Source organism: Xanthomonas theicola, assembly GCF_014236795.1.
Taxonomy (GTDB): domain Bacteria; phylum Pseudomonadota; class Gammaproteobacteria; order Xanthomonadales; family Xanthomonadaceae; genus Xanthomonas_A; species Xanthomonas_A theicola.
Genome location: NZ_CP049017.1, coordinates 1,477,999 through 1,503,533, shown reverse-complemented (window position 1 = coordinate 1,503,533; position 25,535 = coordinate 1,477,999). Strand labels below are relative to the sequence as shown.

23 protein-coding genes, 1 tRNA gene and 8 pseudogenes are annotated in these 25,535 nt (G+C 68.4%); 21 read left to right on the top strand and 11 right to left on the bottom strand.

What is annotated here, in order from left to right; all coding sequences use genetic code 11:
- Window positions 1-45 precede the first annotated feature (45 nt).
- From G4Q83_RS06845 to G4Q83_RS06820, 6 genes are all read left to right on the top strand, one after another.
- Window positions 46-552, top strand: a complete 507-nt coding sequence (locus G4Q83_RS06845) for a hypothetical protein (RefSeq protein WP_128418532.1) — start codon at window positions 46-48, stop codon at window positions 550-552.
- Window positions 552-1,010 carry an NUDIX hydrolase gene (locus tag G4Q83_RS06840; protein WP_128418533.1) on the top strand — a complete coding sequence of 153 codons (459 nt, stop codon included), beginning with the start codon at window positions 552-554 and terminating at the stop codon, window positions 1,008-1,010. The genes G4Q83_RS06845 and G4Q83_RS06840 overlap by 1 nt, the downstream gene beginning before the upstream one ends.
- Window positions 1,007-2,203, top strand: a complete 1,197-nt coding sequence (gene mnmA / locus G4Q83_RS06835; protein ID WP_128418534.1) for a tRNA 2-thiouridine(34) synthase MnmA — start codon at window positions 1,007-1,009, stop codon at window positions 2,201-2,203. The genes G4Q83_RS06840 and mnmA overlap by 4 nt, the downstream gene beginning before the upstream one ends.
- Window positions 2,200-2,814, top strand: coding sequence for a high frequency lysogenization protein HflD (gene hflD, locus G4Q83_RS06830; protein WP_128418535.1), 615 nt, complete (start codon window positions 2,200-2,202; stop codon window positions 2,812-2,814). Before mnmA ends, hflD begins: the two co-directional genes overlap by 4 nt.
- A 129-nt stretch (window positions 2,815-2,943) precedes the next feature.
- Window positions 2,944-4,134, top strand: coding sequence for a methyl-accepting chemotaxis protein (locus G4Q83_RS06825; protein ID WP_128418536.1), 1,191 nt, complete (start codon window positions 2,944-2,946; stop codon window positions 4,132-4,134).
- 153 nt (window positions 4,135-4,287) lie between these two features.
- Complete coding sequence (locus tag G4Q83_RS06820; protein ID WP_128418537.1) at window positions 4,288-4,584, top strand: hypothetical protein; 297 nt, start codon at window positions 4,288-4,290, stop codon at window positions 4,582-4,584.
- A 306-nt stretch (window positions 4,585-4,890) separates the two neighbouring features.
- Here the strand turns inward: G4Q83_RS06820 and G4Q83_RS06815 are convergent.
- Both G4Q83_RS06815 and G4Q83_RS06810 read right to left on the bottom strand, forming a co-directional pair.
- Window positions 4,891-5,175: pseudogene (locus G4Q83_RS06815) on the bottom strand (ATP-binding protein); the annotation flags it as partial.
- Window positions 5,176-5,264: 89 nt separating this feature from the next.
- Window positions 5,265-5,834 (bottom strand): transposase, encoded by a 570-nt coding sequence (locus G4Q83_RS06810; RefSeq protein ID WP_185817360.1) that lies wholly within the window; start codon window positions 5,832-5,834, stop codon window positions 5,265-5,267.
- Between the two features lie 315 nt (window positions 5,835-6,149).
- Between G4Q83_RS06810 and G4Q83_RS06805 the strand changes: the two genes are divergently transcribed.
- A tRNA-Phe gene (locus G4Q83_RS06805) sits at window positions 6,150-6,225 on the top strand.
- A 546-nt stretch (window positions 6,226-6,771) separates the two neighbouring features.
- Here G4Q83_RS06805 and G4Q83_RS23120 read toward each other — a convergent pair.
- Window positions 6,772-6,984 (bottom strand): annotated as a pseudogene (locus G4Q83_RS23120) (transposase); the annotation flags it as partial.
- 162 nt (window positions 6,985-7,146) lie between these two features.
- Here G4Q83_RS23120 and G4Q83_RS06795 point away from each other — a divergent pair.
- From G4Q83_RS06795 to G4Q83_RS06775, 5 genes are all read left to right on the top strand, one after another.
- Window positions 7,147-7,626 (top strand): LEA/WHy family protein, encoded by a 480-nt coding sequence (locus G4Q83_RS06795; RefSeq protein ID WP_128421813.1) that lies wholly within the window; start codon window positions 7,147-7,149, stop codon window positions 7,624-7,626.
- Between the two features lie 415 nt (window positions 7,627-8,041).
- Window positions 8,042-8,500: a MarR family winged helix-turn-helix transcriptional regulator gene (locus G4Q83_RS06790; RefSeq protein ID WP_343068442.1), complete on the top strand. Its 459-nt coding sequence runs from the start codon at window positions 8,042-8,044 to the stop codon at window positions 8,498-8,500.
- A complete protein-coding gene (locus G4Q83_RS06785; protein ID WP_128421811.1) occupies window positions 8,497-10,680 on the top strand; it encodes an FUSC family protein in 2,184 nt (727 codons plus the stop codon). Before G4Q83_RS06790 ends, G4Q83_RS06785 begins: the two co-directional genes overlap by 4 nt.
- The gene (locus G4Q83_RS06780) at window positions 10,664-10,870 is read left to right on the top strand and encodes a DUF1656 domain-containing protein (RefSeq protein ID WP_128421810.1); all 207 of its coding nucleotides are present in this window, start codon (window positions 10,664-10,666) and stop codon (window positions 10,868-10,870) included. Before G4Q83_RS06785 ends, G4Q83_RS06780 begins: the two co-directional genes overlap by 17 nt.
- 8 nt (window positions 10,871-10,878) lie before the next feature.
- Entirely contained in the window at window positions 10,879-11,874 is a 996-nt protein-coding gene (locus tag G4Q83_RS06775; protein ID WP_128421809.1) for an HlyD family secretion protein, read from the top strand.
- A gap of 141 nt (window positions 11,875-12,015) precedes the next feature.
- Here the strand turns inward: G4Q83_RS06775 and tnpA are convergent.
- Window positions 12,016-12,447, bottom strand: a pseudogene (gene tnpA, locus G4Q83_RS06770) (IS200/IS605 family transposase).
- 274 nt (window positions 12,448-12,721) lie between these two features.
- On the opposite strand from tnpA, the gene G4Q83_RS06765 reads away from it, so the two are divergent.
- The 4 genes and pseudogenes from G4Q83_RS06765 to dxs all read left to right on the top strand — a co-directional run bounded on the left by G4Q83_RS06765 (window position 12,722) and on the right by dxs (window position 18,163).
- A complete protein-coding gene (locus G4Q83_RS06765) occupies window positions 12,722-14,506 on the top strand; it encodes an acyl-CoA dehydrogenase C-terminal domain-containing protein (RefSeq protein ID WP_128421951.1) in 1,785 nt (594 codons plus the stop codon).
- Between the two features lie 42 nt (window positions 14,507-14,548).
- Window positions 14,549-15,335: pseudogene (locus tag G4Q83_RS06760) on the top strand (IS5 family transposase); the annotation flags it as partial.
- A gap of 122 nt (window positions 15,336-15,457) precedes the next feature.
- Window positions 15,458-16,117, top strand: coding sequence for an HNH endonuclease (locus tag G4Q83_RS06755; RefSeq protein ID WP_128421882.1), 660 nt, complete (start codon window positions 15,458-15,460; stop codon window positions 16,115-16,117).
- A gap of 138 nt (window positions 16,118-16,255) precedes the next feature.
- On the top strand, window positions 16,256-18,163 hold the full coding sequence (gene dxs / locus G4Q83_RS06750; protein WP_128421881.1) for a 1-deoxy-D-xylulose-5-phosphate synthase: 1,908 nt from the start codon (window positions 16,256-16,258) through the stop codon (window positions 18,161-18,163).
- 248 nt (window positions 18,164-18,411) lie between these two features.
- On the opposite strand, the gene G4Q83_RS06745 is transcribed toward dxs, so the two are convergent.
- From G4Q83_RS06745 to G4Q83_RS06735, 3 genes and pseudogenes are all read right to left on the bottom strand, one after another.
- Entirely contained in the window at window positions 18,412-18,570 is a 159-nt protein-coding gene (locus G4Q83_RS06745) for a hypothetical protein (protein ID WP_158255087.1), read from the bottom strand.
- Window positions 18,571-18,643: 73 nt separating this feature from the next.
- Window positions 18,644-19,102 carry a cupin domain-containing protein gene (locus G4Q83_RS06740; protein ID WP_128421880.1) on the bottom strand — a complete coding sequence of 153 codons (459 nt, stop codon included), beginning with the start codon at window positions 19,100-19,102 and terminating at the stop codon, window positions 18,644-18,646.
- 198 nt (window positions 19,103-19,300) lie between these two features.
- Window positions 19,301-19,560 (bottom strand): annotated as a pseudogene (locus G4Q83_RS06735) (transposase); the annotation flags it as partial.
- Window positions 19,561-19,639: 79 nt separating this feature from the next.
- On the opposite strand from G4Q83_RS06735, the pseudogene G4Q83_RS23115 reads away from it, so the two are divergent.
- Window positions 19,640-20,430 (top strand): annotated as a pseudogene (locus G4Q83_RS23115) (IS5 family transposase); the annotation flags it as partial.
- On the opposite strand, the pseudogene G4Q83_RS23110 reads toward G4Q83_RS23115, so the two are convergent.
- A pseudogene (locus G4Q83_RS23110) lies at window positions 20,431-20,526 on the bottom strand (gamma carbonic anhydrase family protein); the annotation flags it as partial. It abuts the pseudogene before it with no gap.
- A gap of 216 nt (window positions 20,527-20,742) precedes the next feature.
- Window positions 20,743-20,949: a hypothetical protein gene (locus G4Q83_RS06720; RefSeq protein ID WP_185817460.1), complete on the bottom strand. Its 207-nt coding sequence runs from the start codon at window positions 20,947-20,949 to the stop codon at window positions 20,743-20,745.
- Between G4Q83_RS06720 and G4Q83_RS06715 the strand changes: the two genes are divergently transcribed.
- Together G4Q83_RS06715 and G4Q83_RS06710 are read left to right on the top strand one after the other, a co-directional pair.
- Window positions 20,852-21,619 (top strand): ankyrin repeat domain-containing protein, encoded by a 768-nt coding sequence (locus G4Q83_RS06715; protein ID WP_170069195.1) that lies wholly within the window; start codon window positions 20,852-20,854, stop codon window positions 21,617-21,619. The genes G4Q83_RS06720 and G4Q83_RS06715 overlap by 98 nt on opposite strands.
- 36 nt (window positions 21,620-21,655) lie before the next feature.
- The gene (locus G4Q83_RS06710; protein WP_128421251.1) at window positions 21,656-22,840 is read left to right on the top strand and encodes a Tle-like phospholipase domain-containing protein; all 1,185 of its coding nucleotides are present in this window, start codon (window positions 21,656-21,658) and stop codon (window positions 22,838-22,840) included.
- 321 nt (window positions 22,841-23,161) lie between these two features.
- On the opposite strand, the gene G4Q83_RS23105 is transcribed toward G4Q83_RS06710, so the two are convergent.
- A complete protein-coding gene (locus G4Q83_RS23105; RefSeq protein ID WP_158255058.1) occupies window positions 23,162-23,440 on the bottom strand; it encodes a hypothetical protein in 279 nt (92 codons plus the stop codon).
- Between the two features lie 156 nt (window positions 23,441-23,596).
- On the opposite strand from G4Q83_RS23105, the pseudogene G4Q83_RS24510 reads away from it, so the two are divergent.
- Window positions 23,597-23,917 (top strand): annotated as a pseudogene (locus G4Q83_RS24510) (hypothetical protein); the annotation flags it as partial.
- 9 nt (window positions 23,918-23,926) lie between these two features.
- Window positions 23,927-24,109, top strand: a complete 183-nt coding sequence (locus G4Q83_RS23100; protein WP_246432306.1) for a hypothetical protein — start codon at window positions 23,927-23,929, stop codon at window positions 24,107-24,109.
- 47 nt (window positions 24,110-24,156) lie between these two features.
- Here G4Q83_RS23100 and G4Q83_RS06700 read toward each other — a convergent pair whose 3' ends face one another.
- Window positions 24,157-25,386: a DUF819 family protein gene (locus G4Q83_RS06700; protein WP_128421249.1), complete on the bottom strand. Its 1,230-nt coding sequence runs from the start codon at window positions 25,384-25,386 to the stop codon at window positions 24,157-24,159.
- Window positions 25,387-25,535: the final 149 nt, after the last annotated feature.

Below are 25,535 nucleotides of genomic sequence, written 5' to 3'. Positions count from 1 at the left end.
GATTGGACGATCGCCGGTCCTGCCCGCACAATTCGCCTTCCTTCGATGGCGCAGCGCATGCATTCCAACCATTTCCGCACCGCCGTCCTGTGCGCCACGCTGCTGGCCGGCGCCGCCGCGCCGGCGCTGGCTGCGCAACCGGACCTGGCGCTGGGCAAGCGCCTGCAGGCGATGGGCTACGACGTCCAGGCCGATGCCGACGGCGACTACCAAGTGCTGTTCGGGCTGCACGGACAGGGCGGCGAGCGCCGGCAGCTGACCTACGTCCGCTCGCCGGTGGAGACCTTCGGCAGCTACCGGATCCGCGAGATCTGGTCGCCGGCCTACCAGGCCCAGGGCGCCACCCTGCCGGCCGCGGTCGCCAACCGCCTGCTGGAAGACGCGCAGGCCGACATCCTCGGCGGCTGGGTGCGCCAGGGCGGCACCGCGGTGTTCGTGGTCAAGCTTGCCGCCGATGCCGACGACACCGCATTGCGCGAAGCGCTGGAAGCGGCGGCGCGCGGCGCCGATGCGATGGATGCCGAACTCAACGCCGGCAGGGACGCATTCTGATGGCGCCGGCTCCCGGCCCCTGGCAACCGGACGTGACCGTGGCCACGGTGGTGGTGCACGACGGACGCCTGCTGCAGGTCGAGGAATCCATCGCCGGCGCGCTGGTGCTGAACCAGCCGGCCGGGCACCTGGAGCCGGACGAGAGCCTGCTGCAGGCGGCGCTGCGCGAGACGCTGGAGGAAACCGGCTGGCAGGTGCGGCTGACCGCGTTCATCGGCGCCTACCAGTGGAAGGCCGACAACGGCCGCCACTACCTGCGCTTCGCCTTCGCCGCCGAGCCGGTGGCGCACGATCCGCAACGGCCGCTGGACGACGGCATCGTGCGCGCACTGTGGATGACGCCAGCCGAGCTGGAGACGGCAGCGGCGCGCTGGCGCAGCCCGCTGGTCTGGCAGGTGGTCGCCGATTTCCTTGGCGGCCGGCGCTATCCGCTGGACCTGCTGCGGCAACTGGCATGAGCGGCGCACGGATCATGGTCGGCGTCTCCGGTGGCGTCGATTCGTCGGTGGCGGCCTGGCAGCTGGTGCGGCAGGGTGCAGCGGTCGCCGGCCTGTTCATGCAGAACTGGACGGACGACGGCAGCGGCGATGCGCAGGACAGCGCGAGTGTCGCTGAAGGCAGGAAGCCGAAAGCGACCGGCTGCCGCGCCGAGGACGACCGCCGCGACGCGGTGGCGGTCTGCGGCCTGCTCGGCATGCCATTTCACTTCCGCGATTTCTCGCAGGAATACTGGCAAGGCGTGTTCGCCCACTTCCTGGCCGAGTACGCGGCCGGGCGCACCCCGAACCCGGACGTGCTGTGCAACCGCGAGGTCAAGTTCAAGCATTTCCTGGATGCGGCGCGCGAACTCGACGCCGAGCACATCGCCACCGGCCACTACGCACGGGTGGCGTTCGCCGAGGCTCGCTGGCGGCTGTTGCGCGGGGTGGACCGCAACAAGGACCAGAGCTATTTCCTGCACCAGTTGGGCCAGTCGCAGCTGGCCGCGACCCTGTTCCCGGTCGGCGAGCTGCCCAAGGAGCAGGTGCGGCGCATCGCCCGCGAGGCCGGCCTGCCCACCCACGCGAAGAAGGACTCCACCGGCATCTGCTTCATCGGCGAGCGCGACTTCCGCGAATTCCTCGGCCGCTACCTGCCGGCGCGGCGCGGCCAGATCCGCGACCCGCGCGAGCAGGTCGTGGCCGAACATCCGGGGGTGTTCTACTTCACCCTGGGCCAGCGCGAGGGCCTGAACATCGGCGGCATGCGCGGCCGCGCGGCGGCGCCGTGGTACGTGGTCGGCAAGGACGTGGCGCGCAACGTGCTGTACGTGGACCAGGACCGCGACAGCCCCCATCTGATGTCCACACGATTGCAGTCCGAAGCCGCGCACTGGATCGCCGGGTCGGCGCCGGCGCGGTGCTTCGACTGCACCGCGCAGACCCGCTACCGCCAGGCCGACGAACCGTGCACGGTCGAGGTCGGCGACGACGGCACGCTGGCGGTGCGTTTCGCGCGCCCGCAGCGCGCCGTCACCCCCGGCCAGTCGCTGGTGCTGTACCAAGGCGACGAATGCCTGGGCGGCGCCGTGATCGCCACCACCGACGCCGCGCTGGAACGCCGCCTGGCGCAGCGTCAGCACCCCGCTTCACTTGAGGAAACCACCCGATGACCGATTCCATGGACGCGCGCGTGCTGGCGCTGGCCGGCGTCGCCCAGGCCCTGCAGCAGGTGCGCCGCATCGCCGAGACCGGGCAGTCGGAGGCATCGCTGGTGCGGATCCTGCTCGACAGCGTGTTCCGCACCGACGCCGACACCCCGGAGGCGGTGTACGGCCGGGCCGGCGAGGTCGCGCCGGGGCTGCGCCTGCTGCACAACTATTTCCGCAACCAGGGCCAGGACGAGATGCTGCCGCGGCTGGCGCTGGCGGTCGTGCAGCTGGAGCGGCGTTTCGTGCGCGACACCGAGACCAGCGCCAAGGTCAGCGCAGGCATCGCGCGGATCGTGCCGGTGCTGGAGGAACACGCCGACAGCGCGCACCCGGAGGTGATCGGCGCGCTCGGCCAGCTGTATGCCGACACCATCAGCCATCTGCGCCCGCGGGTCATGGTGCAGGGCAACCCACACTACCTGGGTCAGGCCGGGGTGGTCGCGGAGATCCGCGCGCTGCTGCTGGCAGCGGTGCGCTCGGCGGTGCTGTGGCGGCAGATGGGCGGCAGCCTGTGGGATTTCCTGCTGGCCAAGCGGCGCATGCTCGAGGCGGTGGACCGCGCGCTGCGCTGAACGCGCGGCCCCGGCGTCGGCGCGCCTGCGGGGCGGGTCTGGCCCGCATGGCCGCGATCGGGCCAAGCTGCGCCTAAAGACCGAGGGGGGACGGCCGATACAGCAATCGTGAATCTGCCGAGAACGTCCATGTACTCACGCCTCCTGATCCGTCTGGCCGCCCCGCTCGCCCTGACGCTGCTGTTCCCCATCGCTGCCGGTTTCGACTGGCCGGCTCCGGTCCGTTGGGCCATCCTCACCACGATGACGTTGAGTTGGCTGGGCTTCGCCGCCTGGACGGCATACAGCCAGAGCCGGCGCTCGCCGGAGCAGTCCAAGATCATGCGCGAGCAGGATCAGCTGCTGTCCGAGCTGCGCAACTTCGTCGGCAACGAGATCGACGGCTCGCGCAGCGAGATCGAACGCGCCCGCGAGCTGATCCGCCAGGCGGTCAGCGGCTTGGGCGGCAGCTTCGAGGCGATGAACCGCAAGTCGCGGCAGCAGAGCGTGGCGCTGGCCCGGATCGTGGACCGCGCCGGCGACGACGGCGGTGCCGGGGTGGACGTGGCGCGCTTCGCCCAGCATGCCAGCCAACGCATGGAGCAACTGGTCGAGGCGCTGGAGCAGGTCAGCGGCCAGAGCAGCGCCACGGTGCACTACATCGACGACATGTCCCAGCACCTGGACGGCATCTTCGCGCTGCTGGAGGACGTCAAGTCGATCGCCGACCAGACCAATCTGCTGGCGCTGAACGCGGCGATCGAAGCGGCGCGTGCCGGCGAGGCGGGCCGCGGCTTCGCGGTGGTCGCCGACGAGGTGCGCAACCTGTCCGAGCGCTCGACCACCTTCAACGAGCAGATCCGCAAGCTGGCGCATAGTTCCAAGGACGCCATCGCCAAGGTCCGCGAGACGGTCTCGCACATGGCTTCGCGCGACATGGACCGCTCCCGCGAGGCGCGCGCCGAGGCCGCATCGATGCTGGACAACGTGGCGGCGATCAACAATTCGCTGGGCGACGGCATGCGCGAGATCTCCGAATGCGGCCGTGCCATCGACAGCAGCGTCGCCGAAGCGGTGCGCGCCCTGCAGTTCGAGGACATCGCCACCCAGGCCCTGGGCGGGGTGCACACCCACCTGGACCGCCTGACCGCGATCAACCGCGAGGCGGTGGCGCTGCAGGAACTGCTGCATCGCAATGGCGGCGTGTTCGACAGCGAGCTGGTCGAGGCCCTGCAGCGCGTCGGCAGCCGCCTGCGCGAGATGCGCGTGGAGTGGGAGCGTCCGCCGCACAAGCCGGTGGCGCAGCAGAGCATGGGTGCCGGCACCGTCGAACTGTTCTGATCCATCCCCCACTGTCCGGATGCACGCCGTGCTCCCTACCGCGCCAGTCCCCGGTCCCGGCCGGGGCTTGTCACGCCTGCCCTACCCCCGGCCGAGCCGATGCCTTTCCACGCGACGATGCCTTTGCACCCGTCTGCGCCCCGAGTCGCGGCCATGCCTTGCGACGACCTGACCGCGGCGCTCGATGGCGCACCCGGCATGGGGGACGCCGTCGCCGCGATCGCCGCGCGGCGCCAGCCGGGCCGCGCGCTGCGGCAGCTGGAAGCCGCGGCGCAGGACGAACTGCGGCGGATGCTCGCCGCGCGCGGGCACGCGGCGCCGGGGAGCCGCATCGCCGACCCGGTCTGGGCAGGGCTGGCCTGGGACATGGGCCTGAACGGGGCGGCCATCGCCGCCGCCGGTGCGCCGGCCCAGGCGCCTGGCTACACGGTGCTGCCCGACGACGACTGAACCGGCCTGCGCGGTCGCTGCCGTCTGCGCCTGCGGCGCCCCATCGCGACCTCGCTGCACCGCGTGATCCACTGTGGCTGCTCGACACACCTCCGCCCGGTCGCCGCGAATTTTGTAGGAGCTTCAGGCGCGACCGGGCTTCAGCAATACCAGTAAGGCCCGGTCGCGCCTGAAGCCACTCCTGCACGGTTCCGTTGCCGGCGAATCGATGAGAAACGGGGAATGCGGACAAAAAGTTGGACTACCCGGAGGTAGTTCATGTATTCGTACGAAGACAGGATTCGAGCGAGCCAGCTGCACGGCGTCTCAGTCCACCGGCCCAGTCCGTCTGGCCGCCTGGCCGGCCTTGCGTTTGCCCTTGAGCCTGTCGCTCTCGCCCGTGATCTGCACGATGTGCGCGTGATGCAGCAGCCGGTCGAGCATGGCCGCCGTGAGCGTCTGGTCGTCGGCCAAGGCGCCTGCCCATTGCGTGAACGGCAGATTGCTCGTCGGCACCATCGATCCGCGCTCCTCGCGCTTGGCGACCACGTTGAAGAACAGGTTCGCTTCCTCGCGCCCGAACGCCAGGTAGCCGATCTCGTCGACCACCAACCGCTTCGCGATTGCCCTGACGCCTGGAGGCCGATGTTGTCGTGTTGGTAGGATTGGATTCGGGGTTTCGGGGCTTCCCGGACGAACGCTCACCGGAGCCGTTGCTGGACCTCGTCTTGCCCAAGCTCGCAAACGAGAACGAACAAAAGCGCCGCTTGCTCTACGTTGCTCTGACCCGGGCCAAGCACCAGGTGGTGATCCTGGCCAATGGGGAGGCGCCGAGCGGATATGCCCCGGAACTGTCGGCACTGTCGGAACGGCATCCCTTCATCGAGTGGGGCAACCTGGACGCCCAGGGACATGGCCAAGAACCAGGTCCGCAGCGGCAGTTTGGCCTCGGCCAGTACCGTGCCAGGGGGGAGCGAAGTCGGGTGCTTGCCGCGATGGCGCTGGAACACATCGCGGCCATGCCGGTGGCCATGACGGCGATGCCCGCAGGCAGGGCAGACCAACCCCTGGGGCCATCGTTGCGCGAACAATGCCTGTCGGCATGGCGCCTGCTGGCCGTAGCGCTCCAGAAACGCCGGCAGACTCAGGCCGGCCTGGAACCGGATCAGGTGCTTTTTCCTCCCCATGGCCCCGGCCTGTTGTGGATCAGACAGATGCAGCTTTGCAGACGCCTGGATCAAGGGATGCGACTGGTGGGGAATCAGGAACATCTAAGGCCAAGCCGCAGTCCCCCCCCCCCCCCCCCCCCCCGGCCCCTTGGTCTGCGGCTTCTCAGCAGCGGGTTGCGTCGCCAGCCGCAAGCCGGCCCGGGGCGCGCCATGTATGCGCCTCAAGGCGCGGTTCCAGGCGTTGCCTGCACTGTTGCCGACACCCAGACTACGCAGCCCGCCCAACTGCAGCGCGGCGCTTCGCGCAGCTCGTGTTTCTTCGCCGCCGCAGGCCACTGCCGCCCGGCAAGCCTTGCCCAATCCCGATGGCATCGCTATGATGCGCGTCCCCGCACCGGTCCTGCCGTGTTGCGCAGTGGCCGAGTAGCTCAGTTGGTAGAGCAGGGGATTGAAAATCCCCGTGTCGGCGGTTCGATTCCGTCCTCGGCCACCATATAAATCAAGGGCTTGCGGAGATGCGGGCCCTTATTTTTTTTATGGTCTGGCATTTGTGCCCGTATAGTGCCCGTTACGCAGAATGCCTTCTCTTCTCGTTGGCATTGAGATATGCAGAGCCCCCCCTCCCCCCGAAAGAACAGTCCCCGCCAGGATCGCCCGGGCGGGGCCGGGGCCGGTGCCGGGCCAGGGTCTCCCTGTCCAGCGGCGCCCCAGACGCGGGGCGGTGCCGATGTTTTCCGCCAGTTCGGCATGGACTGGCGGCAGCCGGTATTCGACGCCCGCACGCGGCCCGCACTGTCCATCCGCGCGCGGGGTCATGTGTTGGCGATCGGGTTGCGCTTGAGGTAGATCAGCAGCTCCCGGTTGCGGTAGGCGATGTTCTGGATGCTCACTGTTGTCCCAGTGCTCGCCGCGCACGACGATGCGGTCGCTGGGCTGGATACCGTCGCGCCAGCGCACGCCCGGCCTGGCGCATCTGCTTGGTCAAGTCATCGCGGCTGCGGAAGAGGCCCAGAGCGGGGTTGGCGGCGCGCCAGGCGGTCTCGTCGTCCAGCGCGCACCCCTGGCATCCGGTGCGCAGGATATATACCACCGCTTCAAACACCAGCCGAGCTGGCTTGGGCGGTCGCCCAGCGCCAGCTCGGCGCCGGTACTCCGTCGTCGCTGGGCGCTCGCGTACGGGAATCAACGGTTCGGCCCGAGCCCAGAGGTCATCCGTTACCACCCACGCGTCCACGCGTTTACCTGTTGCCATGCTTTCACTGCCTCGCCGCGTGCTGGGCGGCTCAGAGCAATAGTTCACTATTTACGGGCAGGTTCTTAGTCTGGGGCTTGGGGGCTTTGGCTGGAGCTGACCAAGCTCGGCCCGATGGCGCCGTAGTATTCTTCGCCGATCTTCCCGTTCTGGAATCCGATCATGCGTCAGCGGCTTCGCTTCGGCTTGCTCGTGTTCTGCACTGCGCTGCTGGCCGCCTGCGGCGACGGCATGGTGCGGCGCGTGTCCGACCCCGCCGCCAGGGTGCAGCAACTCACCGTGAACATGGACGGCAGTTGGAAGGTGGACCTGCGCCTGCAGAACTACAGCAGTATCCCGATGCGCTACGAGGGCGTGCGCCTGGACCTGGACGCGGGCGGCGAGGCCGCCGGTGTCTTGCAGCTCGCGCCTGGGATCTCGATCGGACCGGAAGCGGCAGATGTGGTGAGTGTCGCGCTGCGTCCGAGTTCGGCCGCCCGCATCGCCGTGGCCGATGCGCTGGCCGGGCACCGCAGTCTTGAGTACACGCTCAAGGGCAGCATCGATGCGACGCCGGAAGACAACAAGAAGCAGCGCCATTTCGAAATCGACACGCGCAACCTGCTCACCCCGGCACCTGGCCTGGACGGCGTGTTGCGCTGAAGCGGGTCATTCGTTCCCGAGTGGATCGCGCCGCCCTTGCGCGCGTGGCCGGCAAGTGAGGAATGTGGACATTAGAGATGCCCACACCCGATCAACGACGCGCCGCGCCGCGCGCAACAGCGGCCCAGCGGGCGAGCGTCCTGACGGTACGGCTGCTCTGCCGCGCCCATAGCTTGGCGGTATGCGGCCGCCGCGGTTTTTCGTTCCCGCATCCTGGCCAGGGGCCAGGGGCCATTCGGCATCAGGCATGACGTCTTGCCGCCTGCATTTAACTCAGTGAGGTAAGCCCCCGGCTTTGCCGGGGGTCATTTAACTACCGTTATTACCCAATTACTACACATATGTAATATATGTATATGTATAAAATGACCCGCCAGCCATAAGCCGCTTCGATGCCACCGAACAGCGCCTGGACGTGACCGGCCACAGGCATCCGGGCTTCCCGCGCGATGCGGCGACGGTCGTGCGCCTGATCAAGCTGTTGCACAAGCTGATCCTGGACCAGGGCAACGACATGCTGCGCGCCTACGGCCTGAACTACTCCGAATACAACGTGCTGATGATGATCGACGCCAGCCCCGACGCGACCTTGAATCCGTCGCAGCTGAGCGACGCGGCCAGCGAGAAATCGGCCAATATCACCCGCCTGACCAGCCATCTAGTCGACAAGGGCCTGATCCGGCGCGCACCCAGCGCCGAAGACCGGCGCATGCTGCTGCGCCTGACCACCGAGGGCGAACGCCTGATCGAGGCGTTCATGCCGACGGTGTCCGCGCAGCTCGGCGGCTATGCGCGGCACCTGGACCAGGCGGAACTGGCGCAGCTCGAAGCGTTGCTGAAGAAATTGCTGCGCAGCGTGGAAGGCGAGACATGAGCGCGCCAGGCGTCGACGTCGCCGCCAACGCGCCCGCCGCGGCACCGCGGCAGGGCCTGCGCACGCTGCTGGCCGAGGCATTGCACGGCGAAGGCCAGGCCTGGCTGTTCGTGTTGCGCACGCTGCTGTCGATCTACGTCGCCGGCTGGATCGCGCTGCGCCTGGACCTGTCCTCGCCGATGACCGCGATGATCACCGTCGTGGTGGTGATGCACCGGCAGACCGGCATGGTGTTCGCGAAGGGCTTCTACCGTGTGCTGGGCACGTTGATCGGCAGCGTCGCCGCGCTGGCGATGGTCGCGCTGCTCCCGCAGGAACCGGTGCTGTTCGTGCTGCTGCTGGCGCTCTGGATCGGCTTGTGCACCGGCGGCGCGCTGTTGTACCGCAACTTCAAGGCGTATGCGTTCGTGCTGTCCGGCTACACGGTGGCGCTGATCGCATTGCCGGCGGTGAACCAGCCCGAAAACGTGTTCGCGCTGGTGACTGCGCGCGTCACCGAAGTGGTGCTGGGGCTGTTGGTGACCGGCATCATCAGCGACGTGGTGTTCCCCAGTCGCCTGCGCCTGACCCTGCGCAACACCGTGCGCCGTGCCTACGACGGCTTCCTGGACTTCGTCCACGACGCCACCGGCGGCCAGTTGCCGCGTGCGGCGATCGAACAGGCGTACCTGCGCTTCGTCCGCGACGCGGTGAACATCGAGGACCTGCGCAGTTCAGTGGTGTTCGAGGACCCGGAGGCGCGCGCGCGCAGCGGCCGCCTGCGCCTGCTCAACCAGCGCTTCATGGCCGTGTCCACCAGCTTCCAGTCGCTGCACCACTACATCAACCGCCTGCTAAGCCGGGCCGAGGGCGACGTCGCCGACGCGCTGATCGGCCTGTACCGGCCGCTGCAGGTGGCGCTGAGCGAACGCGGCGGCCGCGAACGCACCGCCGAGACCGCGCGTCGGCTGGCCGCGTGCCGCGACGTGCTGGCGTCCCGCGCGGCGGCGCTGCGCGACGTCCTGCCGGGCGCACGCCACGAGGATTTCGACACCGGCGTATCGCTGTTGCGGCGCTTCTTCGGCGAATTGCACGACTATGTCGCCACCGAGGCCACGCTGCTCGCCCCGCAGCAATGGCGCACGCCGCGGGCGACCGGCGATAGCGCGGTGTTCCTGCGCGGCAACGACTACGCGGCGGCGGTGGTGACCGGGCTGCGCAGCGCGCTGCTGGTGGCGGCGATGTGCTGGCTGTGGATCCACGCCGGCTGGATCAGCGGCGCCACCGCGGTGTTCCAGGCCGTGGCGCTGAGCGCGATCCTGTCGTCCAGCGCCAACGCGCCGGCGGCGGCACGCTCGCTGTTCAAGGGCTTCGCGTTCGGCGCCGCGCTGGGAACAGTCTGCCAGTTGCTGGTGCTGCCGCAGATGGACGGCTACGCCCTGTTCGTCGCCGGTACTGCGCCGTTCCTGCTGCTAACCCTGTACCTGGCCTCCAAGCCCGCGTTGTTCGGTCTCGCCACCGGCACCAATCTCGCCTTCGTCTCGATCCTGGCGGTGCAGCCGACGCCGAGCTTCAACGCTATCGCCACCTTCAACAGCGTGGTGCCGCTGCTGCTGGGCACGCTGGCGGTGGGCGTGGCGTTCGTGCTGGTGCCGCCGGTGATCGGCACCCGCTGGCATCGCCGGCGTCTGCTGGAACAATTGCGGCGGCAGACCACGCTTGCCGCGCGCGCGCCGCTGCCCGGGCTGCAGCTGCGCCTGGAAAGCGTCAACCGCGACCTGTTTCAACAGATCGTCGCGCACACCCCGCCCGGCGACGATGAACTGCGCGAGCTGCTCGGCTGGGCGCTGTCGGTGCACGAAACCGGGCGCACCCTGATCGAACTGCGCCGCGACGCCGCCGACGGCGAGCTGCCGGACGCACTGGCGGCCAAGGTCGACGCCGCGGTGCAGGCATTGGCCAGGCTGTACCTGACGCCGTCCTCCGCGCACCACCGCGCGGCGCTGGAGCGGATCGACCAGGCGCTGGCCGCGTGCCGTCTCGACGACGAGGCGGTGCCGCTACGCTGGAAACCGACCCGCGAGCACCTGCAACTGCTGCTCGGCGCCTTGCTCGATGCCGACTCCGTGCTCGCCGCGCTCGCCGCCGCGAGCGCGCCCTCCCCCCCCTTGCCAGGAGCCGCCGATGCCGCTGCCCGCTGAAATCTCGATCGCCGGCGTATACGTGCCCGGCCTACTGGTGCTGGCGGTGTTGCTGCTGTGCGTCGCCTCGGCGGCGGACGCGCTCGCCGGCCGCGCAGGTCTGTACCGCTACGCCTGGCACCCGCCCCTGTTCCGCCTGGCCCTGTACGTCGGCACCTTCGCCGCGTGCGGCCTGCTCCTTTTGCCGTGAGCTCCACCATGAAGACGCCCGCCCTGATCCGTTTCGCCCTGACCGCACTGATCGTACTGGCCGCCGCCCTGCTCGCGCACGCGCTGTGGCGGCACTACATGCTGTCGCCGTGGACCCGCGACGGCCGCGTGCGCGCCGAGGTGGTGCGCATCGCCCCGGACGTGTCCGGCCTGGTCGATGCGGTCGCGGTGGCCGACAACCAGCACGTCAAGCGCGGCGAGGTGTTGTTCAGCGTCGACCGCCGGCGCTTCGAACTGGCGCTGGCGCAGGCCCACGCCGACCTGGCTGCGGCGCAGGCGCAGGCGCGCTCGGCCGGCGCCAGCATTTCCGCAGCGGCCGCCAGCCAGGCGGCGAGCGAGGCCGAATTCCAGATGCGCCGCGCGCAGGCGGAACGGCGCGCCCGCGCCGCCGCGGTGATCTCGGCCGAGGCCCGCTCCGATGCCGAGGCCACCGCGCGCTCGGCACAGGCCGACGTGCACCGTACCGCCGCCGTGCGCGGCCAGGCCAGCGCCGCGCAGATGCAGGCGCTGGCGGCGGTGGCGCAGGCCCAGGCCGCGGTCGACCTGGCGCAGCTGGACCTGCAGCGCACCCAGGTCCGCGCCACTGCCGACGGCTACGCCACCAACCTGGACGTGCGCGTCGGCGACTACGCCCAAGCCGGCAACGCGCGGCTGGCGCTGGTGCGCGACGACGCGATGTGGATCTACGGCTACTTCGAGGAGACCAAGCTGCCGCAGGTGCACGTGGGCGACCGTGTCGACATCCGCCTGATGAGCGGTGGGGTGCTGCTGCGCGGCCGGGTCGAAGGCATCGCCCGCGGCATCGCCGACAGCGACAACCCGACCGGCACCTCCCTGCTCGCCGACGTCAGCCCGACCTTCAACTGGATCCGCCTGGCGCAGCGAGTGCCGGTGCGGGTGCGCATCGACCCGGCCAGCGTGCCCAAGGACACGGTCCTGGCCGCCGGCATGACCGCCACGGTAACGGTACGGGGGGAGCCGTGATGACCGGCCTACGGCCGTTGTGAAGCGCTTCGGGAGTAAATATCCCCCGGCAAAGCCGGGGGCTTTAGAGATGTGAGCCGCTCAAAGCGGCTGCGGGAGCGCTACGCGCCTCCCTTGTTAGGGCCACCTGAAGGTGGCCGACTACCTCAGCAACTGCAATTGGTCCAAGCGCCGATCTTCCGCCTCTTGGTTCTGGATGTATGCCCCGATCAACCCTTCATCCCGACCTACCCTCGTAACGAAGTAACCTCGCGCCCAGAAGCTCTGCCCTACAAAGTTCCGCTTCCGCTCCACATACACCCGCGCTAGGTGGATGGCGCTCTTGCCCTTGATATAGCCCACCACCTGCGACACCGCCTACTTCGGCGGAATCTTCAACAGCATATGGACGTGATCTGGCATCAGATGGCCCTCCTCGACCCGGCTCTCCTTCTGCTCGGCCAATCGCCGGAACACCTCTCCTAGATGCTTCCTCAGACCCACATACAGTGTCTTACGGCGACACTTCGGTATGAACACAACGTGGTACAGACACTCCCACCTGGTGTGACTTAAGCTCTCAAACTCATCCATCTCGGTTCCTCCGTCTCGTGTGCTTGGCCGCTCACGTTGCGGAGTCTCCGGGATGGACTCCCGGATACGTCAAACTTCTACTGCCTCCCCGGCAGAGCCGGGGGAACTCTCAGGTTGGTTTAGGGATTGGCAACGACGGTTCTGCGCAAAGGACAGAGCATTACCCGCAGGGCCGGGCATTGGCTTTTGCGAATCCCCAATCCCCGCCCCACATCCATACGCCGTAGTATCCTGCGCACCTCGGCCGCGCCGCGGCCTCTGTTCGAGCAACCGCATGAGCACCTACCAAGCCCCGCTGACCGACCTGCGCTTCGCGCTGCACGACGTGCTGCAAGTGGAGGCGCTGTTCGCCCGCCTGGGCTATGCCGAGGCCACCGCCGACGTGGTCGACGCGGTGTTGGAGGAAGCCGCGCGCTTCACCGACACGGTGCTGGCGCCGCTGAACCGGGTCGGCGACGAACACGGCTGCACGCTGGACGCGGCCACCGGCGCGGTCGCCACCGCGCCCGGCTTCCGCGAGGCCTACCGGCAGTTCGCCGAAGGCGGCTGGACCGGGCTGACCGCCGCGGTCGAATTCGGCGGCCAGGGCCTGCCGCACACGCTGGGCGTGCCGCTCAACGAGATGGTCAACGCGGCCAATCTGGCCTGGGGCAATTTCCCGCTGCTGTCGCACGGTGCGGTCGAGGCGCTGAAACGGCACGGCGAGGCGTGGCAGCAGGAGGTGTTCCTGAAGCCGCTGGTCGACGGCCGCTGGACCGGCACCATGTGCCTGACCGAGCCGCACTGCGGCACCGACCTGGGCCTGCTCAAGACCCGCGCCGAGGCCAATGCCGACGGCAGTTGGTCCGTCAGCGGCACCAAGATCTTCATCACCGCCGGCGAGCACGACTTCACCGACAACATCGTGCATCTGGTGCTGGCGCGGCTGCCGGACGCGCCGGCCGGCGCCAAGGGCATCTCGCTGCTGGTGGTGCCCAAGTTCAAGGTCGCGCGCGACGGCAGCGTCGGCGCGCGCAACGCGGTGCGCTGCGGCTCGCTGGAACACAAGATGGGCATCCACGGTTCGGCCACCTGCGTGATGAATTTCGACGGCGCCGAAGGCTATCTGGTCGGCCAAGCGCACAAGGGCCTGCAGGCCATGTTTACGATGATGAACACGGCGCGGCTGGGCGTCGGCCTGCAAGGCATCGGCCTGTCCGAGCGCGCCTACCAGAACGCCCTGCGCTATGCGCGCGAGCGCCTGCAGTCGCGCTCGCTGACCGGTGCCAAGCTGCCGGACAAGCCGGCCGACCCGATCCTGGTGCATCCGGACGTGCGCCGCATGCTGTTGACGGTGAAGGCGCTGACCGAAGGCAGCCGCCTGCTGGCGCTGCACGCCGCGACCCTGATCGACGTCGCCCACCACGCGCAGAATCCGGCCGAGCGCGAACAGGCCGACGTGCTGGTGAGCTTCCTGACCCCGATCGCCAAGGCCTGTCAGACCGAATGGGGGGTGGAGAACACCTACCATGCGCTGCAGTGCTTCGGCGGCCACGGCTACATCCACGAGCACGGCATGGAGCAGCTGGCGCGCGATGCGCGCATCACCACGCTGTACGAGGGCACCACCGGGATCCAGGCGCTGGACCTGATCGGGCGCAAGACCGCGTCGAGCCAGGGCGCGGGGCTGACGCTGTTCCTGGCCCAGGTCGAAGCGTTCTGCGCGGCGCATGCCGACGCCGCGGCGCTGGCCGAGTTCATCGGCCCGCTGCGCGAGAAGGCCGGCCAATGGTCGGCGCTGACCAACCACATCCTGCAGCGCGCCGCCGGCAATGCCGACGAACTCGGCGCGGCGAGCTACGACTACGTGTTCTATTCCGGCTACGTGGTACTGGCCTACTGGTGGGCGCGCAGCGTCGCCGCCGCCGACGCCTCCGCGCGGAGCGACGCGTTCAAGCAGTCCAAGCGCGAGACCGCACGCTTCTACTACGCCAAGCTCCTGCCACGTACGCTGACCCACGCCGCGGCGATCGAGGCCGGCGCCGAACCGCTGATGGCGATGGCCGATGCGCACTTCTGAGAGCCTGTTCACGATCTTTCCCGGGTAGTGCAAACTCTGCGGATGCGCACAAAGACCTATCCGAGTGCCATGAGCCGGGAGCGGTTCGAGCAGATCCGCCCCATTCTGGAGCAGGCGCGCAAGCGTACCAAGCCACGGACCGTGGATCTGTACGACGTGTGGTGCGCGGTGCTGTACCTGCTGCGCACCGGCTGTCAGTGGCCAGCGCTGCCCAGCGACTTCCCGAAGTGGCGCACCGTGCACTGCTACTTTGCCAAGTGGAGCGAACCAGACGATGAAGGAGTGAGCCTGCTGGAGCGGGCGCTCAAAAAATCAGGGTGGCGCGGCCCGGCAGAGACAGGGGCGCAACGCTTGCAGCACGTTCTTGATCGTGGACGCACAGAGCGTGAAGAACACGGACACGGCCGGCCAGAAGGGTTATGACGCGGGCAAGAAGGTCTCGGGGATCAAGCGTCGCATCGCCGTCGATACCCAAGGCCTGCCGCATGCGGTCGCGGTGACGACGGCGGAAGTGACCGACCGCAAAGGCGCGCTCCAATCCCTGGATCGTTGCAAGCCGAACCTGGGACACGTGCAAAGCCTGTTGTGCGATAGCGGCTATACCGCAGAACCGTTCGCCGAAGGCGTACGAGAGATCCTGGGCAAGCAAGTCACGGTGCAGATCGCCAAACGCAGCGAACTGCACACCTTCAAGGTCATGCCCAAGCGCTGGAGCGTCGAACGCAGCTTTGCGTGGCTGGAAAAGAACCGAAGGCTATGGAAGAACTGCGAGCGTAAGCTCAACACCAGCTTGCAGTTCATCCACCTGGCATGCCTGACACTACTACTCAACTACTCAAAAGATCGTGAACAGGTTCTGAGCGCGCCGGCGCCCTGCGCTGCGCCGGTCGCCCGGTTCCGTCCCGCCGCGATACACAAATCGTCAACAATCGGGTATAAGCTGTTTTCCCGATGGAGACGGACACAACAACGCTTGGTCTGATCGATACCGGAGCCTTCGCCGCTGCGGCCGGCGACCCGCTTTTTCCGCCGCCCCCCGCCCACCTGCCCTCGGTACGACTGCTGTCGCTGGATGCGCACGGCCGGGTGCTGGACTGGATCAACTGGCAGGCTGCCGCCTGCCTGTACGCGCGTGATGCGGTGGCCTGGACGCTGGGCGAGCCGTGCATGCACATCCATGGCGGGATGTCGCGTGCCAGTGGCGAGCGCAGCGTGCTGCGCCTGCATCCAATCATCGCCGCGCGCGGCCACGCCCGCTCGCGCGCGCTCGACCCAACGCCGACGCTGACCAATATCGCGCTGTTCGCCCGCGACGCGCAGCTGTGCTTGTACTGCGGCCAGCAGTTCAGCCGCCCGCAACTGACCCGCGACCACGTGCTGCCGGTGTCCAAGGGCGGCCGCGACACCTGGGAAAACGTGGTCACCGCGTGCTTCCATTGCAACTCGCGCAAGGGCAGCCGCACCCCGCAGCAGGCGGCGATGCCGCTGCTGGCGGTGCCCTATCGGCCGAGTTGGATCGAACACCTGATCCTGTCCAACCGCAACATCCTCGCCGACCAGATGTTGTTCCTGAAGGCGCAGTTGCCCAAGCGCTCCAAGCTTTCGCTCTGAACCGGCGCAGCGCCGCGCACTGCGACCGATTACCGCACCCGGCCTCCGCCGCGACCTGCGGCATCCGCAGATGAACGGGTTGCTTGCCCGTGCCTGGAATGGGGAGGAAAATGATCAATCCGCTGGACCCTAATCCCCATGATCGACGCCACTCGCTATCCGCGCCTCTCGCGCATTCAGATCCCTGCCGAACTGCGCCGCTGCCAGGAGTCGGAGTTGCCGGCGATCGCCGAGGAACTGCGCGCCTACCTGATCGAGTGCGTCGGCAAGAGCGGCGGCCATTTCGGCGCCGGCCTGGGCGTCATCGAGCTCACCATGGCGCTGCACTACCTGTACGACACGCCGGCCGATCAGTTGGTGTGGGATGTCGGCCACCAGACCTATCCGCACAAGATCCTCACCGGACGCCGCGACCAGATCCACTCGGTCAAGCAGGCCGGTGGCGTGGCCCCCTTCCCCAAGCGCGAGGAAAGCGAGTACGACGCCTTCGGCGTCGGCCATTCCTCCACCTCGATCTCCGCGGCGCTGGGCATGGCCATCGCGTTGCAGCGCGCCGGCGACCCGCGCAAGGTGGTGGCGGTGATCGGCGACGGCGCGATGACCGCCGGCATGGCCTACGAGGCCTTGAACCATGCGGGCGGCATGGACCCGGAGCCGAACCTGCTGGTGATCCTCAACGACAACCGCATGTCGATCTCCGAGGCGGTCGGCGGGGTCACCAAGATGCTCGGACGGATGAGCGGCAGCAAGACCCTCCATGCGATCCGCGAGAGTGGCAAGAAGATCCTCGGCGACAAGAAGCGCAATCCGACCGCGCGCTTCGTCCGCCGCTGGGAAGAGCACTGGAAGGGCATGTTCGTGCCGTCCACGCTGTTCGAGGAAATGGGCTTCCACTACACCGGCCCGATCGACGGCCACGACCTGCCGGCGCTGATCGGCGCGCTGAAGACGGTGCAGACGCTGAAGGGCCCGCAGCTGTTGCACGTCATCACCACCAAGGGCAAGGGCTACCAACTGGCCGAAGGCGACCAGATCGGCTACCACGCGGTCGGCCCGTTCGACCCCAGCGAGGGCCTGGTGTCCAAGCCAGGGGCCAAGGCACCGACCTACACCGACGTATTCGGCGACTGGATCTGCGACATGGCCGCCGCCGAGCCGAAGCTGCTGGCGATCACTCCGGCGATGCGCGAGGGCTCGGGCCTGGTGCGCTTCAGCAGGGAGTACCCGCAGCGCTACTTCGACGTGGCCATCGCCGAGCAGCACGCGGTGACGCTGGCCGCGGGCATGGCCACCCAGGGCGCGAAACCCGTCGTTGCGATCTATTCGACTTTCCTGCAGCGCGGCTACGATCAGGTGGTCCACGACGTGGCGGTGCAGCAGCTCGACGTGCTGTTGGCGATCGACCGCAGCGGCGTGGTCGGTCCGGACGGCGCCACCCATGCCGGCAACCTGGACATGAGTTTCCTGCGCTGCGTACCGCATCTGGTGGTGATGGCGCCGTCCGACGAGGCCGAATGCCGGCAGATGCTCAGTACCGGGTTGCAATATGCCGGCCCGGCCGCGGTGCGCTACCCGCGCGGCACCGGTCCCGGCGTGCCCCCCGGCGCTGCGTTGGACACGCTGCCGATCGGAAAGGCGCAGCTGCGCGTCAAGGGCGCCACGCTGGCGCTGCTGGCGTTCGGCTCGACGCTGGCGGCGGCCGAGCAGGTCGGCCGCGAGTTCGGTCTGAGCGTGGTCAACATGCGCTTCGTCAAGCCGCTGGATCGCACGCTGCTGCTCGATCTGGCCCGCAGCCACGACGGCTTCGTGACCATCGAGGACAACGTGGTGACCGGCGGCGCCGGCTCCGGCGTGGCCGAGTTGCTCAATGCTGAAGGCATGCTGCGCCCGGTGCTGCACCTGGGTCTGCCGGACGCGTTCCAGCACCACGCCAGCCGCGAGCAGTTGCTGGCCGAAGCCGGCATCGACGCCGCCGGCATCCGCGCTGCGATCCTGACGCGCTGGCCGCAACTGGCGGCCGGCGCGCCGCGCACCGCTGTGGGCTGAAGCACGCCGGACAACGCGATCGGCGGACCGTCGGCCGGGCTCGCGAGGTATGGCCCGGGCCACGCGCGGCGGCCGCGGCGCGGGCCGCTGGCATCGCCTGGCGCGCTTGCTGCAGCGGTCGCAGGCCGTCTGGGCGTAGCGTGCGCGCCGCCATCTTGAACCCTGCAGCGGGAGCGCGCGCCGCGCCGCAACCATACCGTTCGCGCGCCCGGCCTCGCCCACCGCGTCGCCAGCGAACGCCGTGCCGGTCAGGCTGCGATCACCTCGTAGCCGCGGGCGCGCAGTCGATCCAGCGGCCCGGCCGCCTCCTGCAGGCGCTGCATCGACAACGTCGCGAAGCTGGAGCGGTTCCGCGCCAGTTGCTCGACCGTCTCCCGCCACTGGCCCAGCGCACGCTGGCTCCGCACACATTCGCCAAAAGCATCGCACCACACTCCGGGGTTGGGGCCGGCGCCGGGCGGCGGCACAGCGTGGACCGGTTCAGACCACCAGACTGGGCAGGTAGGCGGCCAATGGATCGGCGGCGGACAACAGCTCGAAGCATCCCCACAGAAAGAAGCCAGGCGCCACCACGCAGCGTACCAGGCTGCCGTCGTCCAGCGGCCGCGCCGCCTGACAGGTGACCACCGCGGGCACGCCGCCGCGTTCGCTGGCATCCATGCGGTAACGCTGCAGGCCATGCTGCGGATCAAAGCTCAGCAATTCGAGCGCACCGCCCTCCTCCCACTGCCAGGTCACGTCGGCGTCGATCCGGTGCCAATCGCTGCTCTCCCCGCGCGCCAGCAGGAAGCGGACGCGGTGCAGGCCGGGCGCGTGATGCCCTCGTGGCATACCTGCAGCGCGGAGGTGCACGCGCGCATAGCGCCCGCCTTCCGGGTGCGGCAACAGCGACAGGTCGCGCAGCAAGGTCTCGATGCGGGATGCGGATGCGGTCGCCATGCGAGCCAATCTAGAGCAGATTCGACTTATTCCGGTTCATATCCTGCAGCCTTGAAATAGTGCCAACACTCGTCGGCAGTGAAGGCTGGTAACAATCCCCCGGCAAAGCCGAGGGCATTCGTAATGTGAGCCGCTCAAAGCGGCTGGCGGGGGCGCTAACGCGCCTCCCTTGAATGGCGCCACCTGAAGGTGACTGGCTTATCGCAGCAACTGCAACTGATCGAGCCGGTCATCCTCCTTCTCCTGATTGCGCACGTCCTCCCGGACCTCCGCTTCATCCCGACCTACCGTCGATACAAAGTAGCCTCTGGCCCAGAAGTGCCGACCCACGACGTTCCGTTTACGCTCGGCATACCCCCCTGCCAGATGGATCGCGCGCTTGCCCTTGATGTAGCCCACCACCGGCGACACCGCCAGCTTCGCCGAATCCGCAACATCCTGTGCACGCGATCGGGCATCCTGGCTGTGACTTAGAACTTATCCGAATTGTTAAACTTCTGATCCGAACCGCAGAGAACGCGGCGGCGGATCGGGACCATGGCTAAGCGCGTCGAATCGTGGGTCGTGGCCGATGACGTCTGGGAACGGGTTGAGCCGCTGATGCCGCTGCGCTTGGCGGCGCACCGGGTATCTGGTCGCAAGCCAGGAGCGGGCCGACCACCGAAGCGGCGCGGCAGGTGTTGGAGGCCGTCGTCCATGGGCTGCGCACCGGCGGCCAGTGGAAGGCGCTGCCCAAGGAGCGCTTGGCTAGCGCAAGTGCCATCCACCAACGCTTCCTGGAGTGGGCGGCGGCGGGCTTCTTCGACGCGTTGTGGAAAGGGCTGGCCGAGTACGACCAGATGGCGGGCATTGCCTGGCGCTGGCAGGGCGTCGACGGCGCGATGATGAAGGCGCCATTGGCTCAAGAAACCGTCGGCCCGAATCGGATGGATCGGGGGAAAAACGGGCAGCAAGCGACAGCTGCGGGTGGCCGGGCGTGGCGTCGGGTTGTCGCTCGTGGTGAGCGGGGCCAACGTTCATGACGGCAAGGCGCTTGATGGCGTCCTCGGCGCCATCGCCGTCAGGCGCAAGGATCGGCCGCATCGGCCAAACAAGCATCCGTGCGCCGACGCGGGCGACCGCGGCGTGCCGCATCTGCGCACCATCGAGCGCCACGGCGACATTCCCCATGTCCTCGATCGCCGCAAAGCGGCCGATGACAAGCGGGGTGACCCGAAGAAAAAGGCCCGACGGCGGGGGGCGAGGTCTGCCATGGCGGGTTCAACCGCTCCGGCAAGCTGCTCGTTCGGTACGAGAAGCTCGAGCGCAGCGTCGTCGCTCTCAACCATCAGGACCACGTCGCCGATGACGGTGCAGGCCGGGTCCACGTAGACGCGTGCGCCCAGCTGCGGCGTCTTGTCAAGGAACGGGCGGATCGGGTTCACGGCAGTCTCCGGCGATCGGGCCGGGCATGCGCCAGATCGCCGCGCGCGCCGATGATAGCGCCTGCCCATCAAGGACCCGCACGACCCGGACCAACGGCTCCCCCGCTTTTCCGGGTCCCCGGTCCCCGGTCCCGAGTCCCGCTCGCCGCGGCCATTATCGCGTTCCGCAAGGCACCGGTCCGGGTCGATACAATTTACGGATAAGTTCTTACACGGTCACAAAACCTTAGCGAAACGCCGCCGGGCAGCTGCTAGCATCGGCCAGGTTGTGGCAAGGATCGTCGCCACCGGCAACAGGAAAGCGAACAGAAACAAGGAGCTATCCATGCGCAAGCAGTTGTCCGTCCTGATCGCGCTTGCGACCTCGATGTTCTTCTCGGTCTCATGCGCCGCCCCGTCCGGCGCCAAGGAGCAATCTGCCATGTCAGCCACGCTGCAGAATCATTCGGTCGCGTTCCGCGACCCCCACCTCGCCGACATCGCCGCCGCCGTGGCGCGCGGCGATGCGGCCCGTATCGCCGCGCTCGCGCCGGGCGTGGACTTGTCCGCCCGCGGCGACCAGAACGTCACCCTGCTCGAATATGCAATCTGGAACGAACAGCCGCGCGCGCTCGGCGCACTGCTGGATGCCGGCGCGAACCCGGCCGAACCGGGCATGGACCAGGAAACCGTCGTGCACATGGCAGCGATGGCGAAGGACCCGCAATACCTGAAGACTTTGCTGCAGCACGGCGCGCCGGCGGATCCGGTCGGCGCGCGCGGCAACTGGACGCCGCTGTTCCGCGCGGTGCAGAGCAAGCGCGACGAGCAGATCCAGTTGCTGCTGCAGGCCGGCGCCGATCCGCGCCGGGTCGATGCCAGCGGCAACTCGCTGCTGCACCTGGCCGCGCAGAGCAGCGCCGGCAACCCATGGGTGCTGAAACTGCTGCAGGCCGGGGTCGATCCGAGCCTGCGCAACGCGCAGCAGAAGACGTTCCAGGCGTATTTCTTCAACACACCCGAGCGCCTGCTCAACAGCACCGCGCAGCAGACCCGCGCTGCGGTGCGCGAGTGGTTGAGCGTACACGACATCCCCCTGGAAGCGGCCCGCTGAGGCGGGCGTTCGCAGCACACGCTTAAGGAGCCGCGCATGAGCCGGAACGATCTCTCCGACACCGCCGCATCCGTCCCCTTCGCCGACGCCATTCGCGGCCAGCAGCCGCAGGCGGTGGACACGCAACTTCCAAGCCTGCTGCAGGACCTCTACATCACCGCAGCCCAGCGCCGCGCCGGCGGCGCGGAAAGCTTCGCGCCGCTGCCCGGCGGCTGGACCCGCCTGGACGATGGCGCGGTGCAGCGCGTCGGCATCGACCCGGGCATGCTGCACGATGCCAAGAGCGGCTTCGACGCGGCGTTCTACCGCAACGGCCAGGGCAACGTGGTGCTGGCACTGTGCGGCGCCGACGAAGGCAAGGACTGGAAGCACAACATCGGCCAGGGCCTGGGCGTTGCCGACACCCAGTACGCCGCGGCGATCCAGCTCGGCAGCCAGGCCAAGCAGGCTTTCGGCGAAGAGCTGATGGTCTCCGGGCATTCGCTCGGCGGCGGCCTGGCCACGGCCTCGGCGATGGTCAACGACGTGCCGGCGGTCACCTACAACGCCGCCGGGGTCAACGACCGCACCCTGGAACGCGAAGGTCTGGACGCATCGGCGGCCAAGGCCTATGCCGCCGACGGCCTGATCCGCGGCTACCACGTCAAGAACGAACTGCTGACCCACCTGCAGGAAGACAGCATCCCGCTGAAGTGGGCGATGCCCGACGCCGCCGGCCACCAGATCCAGCTGCCGGACCCGGACCCGCTGTCGTTCGGCCAGCGCCTGGCGCCGGGGATGATGCTCAAGCATCGGCTGGACTTGCACGGCATCGATTCGGTGATCAAGGCGCAGGAGCTGGAATTGCAGACCCAGGAACGCATGATGCCGACCGGCAGTCGCCTGTTCAATGATGCGGTGGTGCAGCTGGACGGGCAGCGCGAGCGGCTCGGCCTGCACGACGACGGCGCCTTCCTCAACACCGCCGCCAGCGTCGCCGCGCAGGCCAGCCACGATGGTCTGCAGCGCATCGACCAGTTGCTGCCCAGCCGCGACGGCGAGCGCCTGTTCGCGGTGCAGGGCAACGCCGACGATCCCGCGCATTTGCGCAGCCAAGTGCAGACCGCGGCGGCGGCCAGCGAACCGGCGCAGGCCAACGTTGGCCAGTTGCAGCAGCAGAATTTGCAGGCGCACGCGCCGCAGCAGGAAGAGCCGCAGCGTCGGGGCGCGTTGCAGCAGTAGGCACATCGGGTATTGGTGCAGGCAAGGCCCGCCGGCGCCATTCGCGTCGATCCCTATTCTGCTTCATCGAGGCCAGGGAGCCTCCTGTGGGAGCGACTGATGGCCCGAGGCCACCCGGAGTCGCTTGTGTCTTATACGGGTCTATCGTTGAGGTGAGAGCGGAGTGCGGCAGGCCGTTAAGCCGCAGTGCCAAGCGAGCACGAGTGGGAGTCAGGACCGCCGCACTGCGTTTCTCCTGCCCTACAAGCCCGAACCGTTGCCTGAGCTGCGAGTTCGAACCGACAAGCATGGGCATCGGCAGGAGATCTCTGGCCCCTGAGTCTACTGCGGAGAACGTCCACGTCCATGCCACGTTTTGTCGGGATCGATGTCGCCAAGGCCGAACGCGTCACGCATGTCTTGCCGGACGTCCTGGCCTGGATCCAGGCCACTACGCCCGAGGAGCATGCCTTGCTGGTCGAACGCCTGGCACCGATGGAATGCCAGCCGATCGTGCTGGAAGCCAGCGGCGGCGGCGAACAGGCCGTGCTGCAGGCGCTGGCGCAGGTCGGCCTGCCCGCGGTCCGGCTGCCTGCCCAGCGCCCCCGGGCGCTGGCGCATGCGTTGAGCCTGAAGACCAAGACCGATGCCCTGGAGCGCGCTTGCTGGCCGTGGCGGCCCAGTGCATCCACGCCCCGCCCACCGCCGTGTTCCCTGCGCCGTTGCAGGCGCGGCGCGAACGGCTTCACCTGCGCCGCACCCTGCTCGCCCAGCGCGATGCGCAGCGCCGCTGCCTGGCGCAGGTCACCTGCCAGGCCGTGCGCGGCCAGTGGGTCGAGGGGATCGCGCTGCTGCAGCAGCGTCTCCGTGACGTGTTCCGACAGATCGCACAGGCGGGGGCGGCGTGTTCTCGCCTGCCCAAACTGCCCGGGCTTGGCCCGATCCTGCGCGCCACCCTGGCGGCCCGGCTTCCGGAGCTGGGCACCATGCATCCGCGCAAGATCGCCAGCCCTGGTCGGGCTGGCCCCGTTCAATCGCGCCAGCGGCCGCTGGCGCGGCCAACACCGCATCCAGGGCGGGCGCGCCGACGTGCGCCAGGTGTTGTCCATGGCCACCTGGGCCTGGATCCGCGCCGGCTCCCCGCTATCCCACACCTACGCCCGCCTCACCGCCGCAGGCAAGCCCGCCAAGGTCGCCATCGTCGCGTGCATGCACAAATACCTGCGCTGGCTCAAGGCCATCGCACGCGATCGAGCGACGTACGCGCCTCCTACGCTCGCTTTTGCATGACAGTTGACTCCCACATTTTTTCTTCAGACACATCGCCGAGCCTTTGCTCAGCCCGCACCCGCCATTGCGCGCAAGGTGATCCCGACCAGGTACGCCAGATAGGTGCCGGTGGCATAGCCCATCGTGCCCAGCAACACGCCGACCGGCGCCAGCGCCGGATGGAACGCGGCCGCCACCACCGGCGCCGAGGCCGGGCCGCCGACGTTGCTCTGCGAGCCGATCGCGAAATAGAAGAACGGCACCCGCAGCAGCTTGCCCAACGCCAGCAACAGCAGGATGTGCACGCACAGCCAGATCAGCCCGAGCAGGAAGATCCACGGCCGGTTGAACAGCGCCAGCAGGTCCATCTGCATGCCGATGCAGGCGATCAGGAAATACAGCAGCAGCGCGCCGATGCGCGAGGCACCCGCGCCTTCCAGCGTGCGTGCGCGGGTGAAACTCAGGAGCAGGCCGATCGCGGTGGACAGCACCACCACCCACACGAACGGCGAGCCGAGGCTGAACTGCCTGGCCCAGCCGACGTTGGCGTCGAACCATGCCGCGGTCGGCGCCGCGATCGCATGCGCCAGGCCGACCGCGCCGAACGCGATGCCGACGATCAGCATCAGGTCGGTCAGGCTGGCCACGCGTTCGTGTTGGGCCTGGAACTGTGCGATGCGCTGCTTCAGGTCGTCGATGCCGCGGGTGTCGGCGCCGCTGTGCGCATCGATCGCCGCCGCGCGCGGGGCGAGGAAGATCAGCAACGCCATCCACACGTAGCCGACGCCGACATCGACCACCGCGAACTGGCCAAAGGTGGTGGCATCGACGTCGAACACCTCGCGCATCGCCAGCATGTTGGCGCCGCCGCCGATCCAGCTGCCGGCCAGTGCGGCCATGCCGGCCCAGGTATCGCCGGCCACGGTGGCCGGGTGCAACCACTGCATCAGCTGGAACGCGACCACCGCGCCGAGCATGATGCTGAAGGAGGCGCCCAGGTACATCGCCACCAGCTTGGGGCCCAGGTGCAGGATGCCTTTCAGGTCAATGGTGAGCGTCAGCAGCACCAGCGCCGCCGGCAGCAGCACGTCGCGCGCGACCGGGTCGTACAGGCGGTTGTGCTGCCCGTCGATCAGGCCGACGGTGTTGTAGATGCCGGGAATCAGGTAGCACAGCAGCAGCGCCGGTACCACGCCGTAGAAGCGTTTCCAGAACCCGCGCGGCCGCGCCGCGGTCCAGAACACCGCCCCGAGCGTGGCGGCGATCAGGCCGAAGATGACGATGTCGTTGTGGATCATTGGGAAGCCGGGACTCGGGACGGGGGACTCGGGACTCGTGAAAGCAAAGCCGGATGGCGCGAACGCGGGCGCCACGCAGTCGATCGACACAGCGGATGGAGTGTCTCACTCATCCGTGAGACCCGTCCCGAGTCCCGAGTCCCGAGTCC

What these genes read in the sequence shown, in the direction of transcription:
- dxs (WP_128421881.1), top strand. Translation starts at nt 16,256, where the DNA reads ATGATCGACGCCACTCGCTATCCGCGCCTCTCGCGCATTCAGATCCCT.
- G4Q83_RS06840 (WP_128418533.1), top strand. Translation starts at nt 552, where the DNA reads ATGGCGCCGGCTCCCGGCCCCTGGCAACCGGACGTGACCGTGGCCACG.
- G4Q83_RS06780 (WP_128421810.1), top strand. Translation starts at nt 10,664, where the DNA reads ATGCCGCTGCCCGCTGAAATCTCGATCGCCGGCGTATACGTGCCCGGC.
- G4Q83_RS06755 (WP_128421882.1), top strand. Translation starts at nt 15,458, where the DNA reads ATGGAGACGGACACAACAACGCTTGGTCTGATCGATACCGGAGCCTTC.
- G4Q83_RS06825 (WP_128418536.1), top strand. Translation starts at nt 2,944, where the DNA reads ATGTACTCACGCCTCCTGATCCGTCTGGCCGCCCCGCTCGCCCTGACG.
- G4Q83_RS06700 (WP_128421249.1), bottom strand. Translation starts at nt 25,386, where the DNA reads ATGATCCACAACGACATCGTCATCTTCGGCCTGATCGCCGCCACGCTC.
- G4Q83_RS06845 (WP_128418532.1), top strand. Translation starts at nt 46, where the DNA reads ATGGCGCAGCGCATGCATTCCAACCATTTCCGCACCGCCGTCCTGTGC.
- hflD (WP_128418535.1), top strand. Translation starts at nt 2,200, where the DNA reads ATGACCGATTCCATGGACGCGCGCGTGCTGGCGCTGGCCGGCGTCGCC.
- G4Q83_RS06715 (WP_170069195.1), top strand. Translation starts at nt 20,852, where the DNA reads ATGCGCAAGCAGTTGTCCGTCCTGATCGCGCTTGCGACCTCGATGTTC.
- G4Q83_RS06775 (WP_128421809.1), top strand. Translation starts at nt 10,879, where the DNA reads ATGAAGACGCCCGCCCTGATCCGTTTCGCCCTGACCGCACTGATCGTA.
- G4Q83_RS06785 (WP_128421811.1), top strand. Translation starts at nt 8,497, where the DNA reads ATGAGCGCGCCAGGCGTCGACGTCGCCGCCAACGCGCCCGCCGCGGCA.
- G4Q83_RS06810 (WP_185817360.1), bottom strand. Translation starts at nt 5,834, where the DNA reads ATGTTCCTGATTCCCCACCAGTCGCATCCCTTGATCCAGGCGTCTGCA.
- G4Q83_RS06795 (WP_128421813.1), top strand. Translation starts at nt 7,147, where the DNA reads ATGCGTCAGCGGCTTCGCTTCGGCTTGCTCGTGTTCTGCACTGCGCTG.
- mnmA (WP_128418534.1), top strand. Translation starts at nt 1,007, where the DNA reads ATGAGCGGCGCACGGATCATGGTCGGCGTCTCCGGTGGCGTCGATTCG.
- G4Q83_RS06765 (WP_128421951.1), top strand. Translation starts at nt 12,722, where the DNA reads ATGAGCACCTACCAAGCCCCGCTGACCGACCTGCGCTTCGCGCTGCAC.
- G4Q83_RS06710 (WP_128421251.1), top strand. Translation starts at nt 21,656, where the DNA reads ATGAGCCGGAACGATCTCTCCGACACCGCCGCATCCGTCCCCTTCGCC.
- G4Q83_RS06820 (WP_128418537.1), top strand. Translation starts at nt 4,288, where the DNA reads ATGCCTTGCGACGACCTGACCGCGGCGCTCGATGGCGCACCCGGCATG.
- G4Q83_RS06720 (WP_185817460.1), bottom strand. Translation starts at nt 20,949, where the DNA reads ATGGCAGATTGCTCCTTGGCGCCGGACGGGGCGGCGCATGAGACCGAG.
- G4Q83_RS23100 (WP_246432306.1), top strand. Translation starts at nt 23,927, where the DNA reads ATGGCCACCTGGGCCTGGATCCGCGCCGGCTCCCCGCTATCCCACACC.
- G4Q83_RS06740 (WP_128421880.1), bottom strand. Translation starts at nt 19,102, where the DNA reads ATGGCGACCGCATCCGCATCCCGCATCGAGACCTTGCTGCGCGACCTG.
- G4Q83_RS23105 (WP_158255058.1), bottom strand. Translation starts at nt 23,440, where the DNA reads ATGCGCCAGCGCCCGGGGGCGCTGGGCAGGCAGCCGGACCGCGGGCAG.